Source organism: Ruegeria jejuensis (assembly GCF_041537905.1).
In the GTDB taxonomy this organism is placed as follows: Bacteria; Pseudomonadota; Alphaproteobacteria; order Rhodobacterales; family Rhodobacteraceae; genus Ruegeria_C.
This window is the reverse complement of record NZ_JBGRUO010000056.1, coordinates 1-2,260: the sequence shown is the minus strand read 5'-3', so window position 1 is coordinate 2,260 and position 2,260 is coordinate 1. Positions and strand designations below refer to the sequence as shown.

The following is a 2,260-nucleotide window of genomic DNA, read 5'->3' as shown; positions in this document are numbered from 1 at the left end:
CTGGCATTACATCGCGCCGGGAAAACCAACCCAGAACGCATTCATCGAAAGCTTCAACGGCAAGCTACGCGATGAATGCCTCAACGAAACGCTCTTCAGCTCACTGGCCGAGGCCCGTGAAACGCTGGAAGCATGGCAGGAGGACTACAATACCCACAGACCACATTCGGCGCTCGGAAATCTGACGCCGAGAGAATTTGCTGAGAAAACAATGATGGACAAACTGGCCGCCTAAGGTCATCAAACCAAACCCAAGGACTCTCCCCGAGGTGGAGGAAACTCGGGGCTCAGGTCACAAGGTCTGACGCTGAATCTGGTCGCGTATGACTGCAACACTGAGATCGTCAGATCGTGCAAGGCTTTGGTATCCGCTTATGCGATCCGCATCTGTTTTGCGAACAAGCAGGCCATCTGGCAATATCCAGATCGGCCTGCTGAACAGGGCGTGTTGCCGATGGTCGTCGGTTGCAAAAGGCGGGTGGCCATCTCCGAGTCCCCGCGCAAGGCCCGGCAGGAAATCGGCGAACCCCGTCTCGACAAACTCAACGGTTTCTAACCCAAGCTGTCGAAAGGCATGGCGCGCAAGCTCAACATCTCATCCGGTGACTTTTCCACCTTCGTCCAGATAGTTGAATGGTGGCGCGACGAGATATTCAAACTTCGTCCGTCGCGTCTCAGCCAACGATCACAACCTGGCCGGTGATGGTCCCGTCGATGCATATCGCAACACAACCCCCATCATAAGCCAAATACATCATCCCCGCTAAACACTTGGAAGCTATTGATTTCGCCGTCTAGGAAATCGCGTAGCCGGTCTGCGGTGCCGTCCTGGCTTCTGGCTTGCGACGCGCCAAGCGTCCAGGGTTCGGAGTTGCCAACCAGGGCGACGGGGTCTGCATCAAAAACGGGTCGGGAATTGGCGCCCACAAGCGCCAGGTCGCCACCGTTCACGCCGACAAACAGCTCCATGCCATCCGTCGCATCAAACGCGTACTGCAAGTCGACCTCGTCTCCGGCTGCAAACAGATTGGCGTCGCTGCGGATGACATAGCTATCTGTCTGCGTCTGGTGACGCACAACGATCGAGCCATCCCCATCAACAAAGGCCGTGACATGCCCGCCACCATCAAAACCGGAGGAATCGCGCGAGAACAGGGCCTGCAGATTCTCCGATGAATAGTTGCTGCCGGAGGGTTGGCCAGAAAGCGCATTCACAGAGAACGACATCCGCACACCACCTTCAGCGACCTCATAGTCGGGCATGTTGTCGATCAGGACATAATCGTTCCTGCCATCCAGCCGGACAACACCATCAGCCGCAGTTGCACCGTTGCGCAACTCAGCCGGATTGTCGGCTCCCGGTGCTTCGTCAGTGTTCGGAGCGCCTGAAGAGAATTGCCACAATCCGATAACGGCACCATCGATCGTGCCCGTCTGATCTTCAGCCTCGTCATTCACACCATTGACGGTCAGGATTACGGTTGCGGTATCGGTGCCGCCCTGGCCGTCCGAGACGGTATAGCTGAAGCTGTCGGTCGAACTCTCGCCGACGCCCAGGCTCTCAAATGCCCCGTTCGGATCGTAGTCGAAGGTGCCGTCGCCATTATCGCTGACCAGGCCCAGCGTGCCCGTGGTGTCGAGCGCCGAGACGATGAGCGTGTCGCCATCTGCATCCGTGTCGTTGCCCAGCACATTTGCCGTGGTGAAGGCAGTGTCCTTGCTGGTCTCGAACCCCGCCCCATCATCGTCACCCGCAACAGGCACGTCGTTGGCTCCGGTGATGGTCACGGTCGCCGTATTGGCGACCGAGGTGGTCCCATCGGTGACATCGTAGTTGATCGTCACATCGAAAGGCAGGCCAGCAGCCAGGTCTTCGAACTGGCCATCGCTGAGCGAGAACAGCCCGGTCTCAGGATCGGTAGAGCTGGTCAGGACGCGGCCATCGGCTGTAGTGACGGTGACATTCTCAACATCGAGGTCGTCGCCATTCGGGTTAATCGCTGTTGCCAGAAGGTCAACCGTGCGGTCGGATTGATCCTCGCCAAAACCCGCCGTGATCGCCGAGACAACCGGGGATGTGCCGTCTCCGCCGTGACCACCGTCGCCGTGATCGGACCCGCCTGTGCCGAAGTCCTGGTCGATGGAGTCGATCCCGTCTGTGTAGTAATGCTGAACTTCGTTTGACGGGGGTGTGAAGCCGTTGATCTTGTATGGCTGCAGCTCCGAATCTTTGAACCCTTGAAGGCGCAGCGGGATGAAC

2 protein-coding genes and 1 pseudogene are annotated in these 2,260 nt (G+C 58.1%); 1 reads left to right on the top strand and 2 read right to left on the bottom strand.

Annotation, left to right across the window (positions count from 1 at the left end):
- A partial coding sequence (locus AB1E34_RS26025) for an integrase core domain-containing protein (protein ID WP_372575194.1) occupies window positions 1-235 on the top strand: 235 nt, incomplete at its 5' end.
- A 57-nt stretch (window positions 236-292) separates the two neighbouring features.
- On the opposite strand, the pseudogene AB1E34_RS26020 reads toward AB1E34_RS26025, so the two are convergent.
- Both AB1E34_RS26020 and AB1E34_RS26015 read right to left on the bottom strand, forming a co-directional pair.
- Window positions 293-535, bottom strand: a pseudogene (locus AB1E34_RS26020) (hypothetical protein); the annotation flags it as partial.
- A gap of 203 nt (window positions 536-738) precedes the next feature.
- A partial coding sequence (locus AB1E34_RS26015; RefSeq protein ID WP_372575193.1) for a cadherin-like domain-containing protein occupies window positions 739-2,260 on the bottom strand: 1,522 nt, incomplete at its 5' end.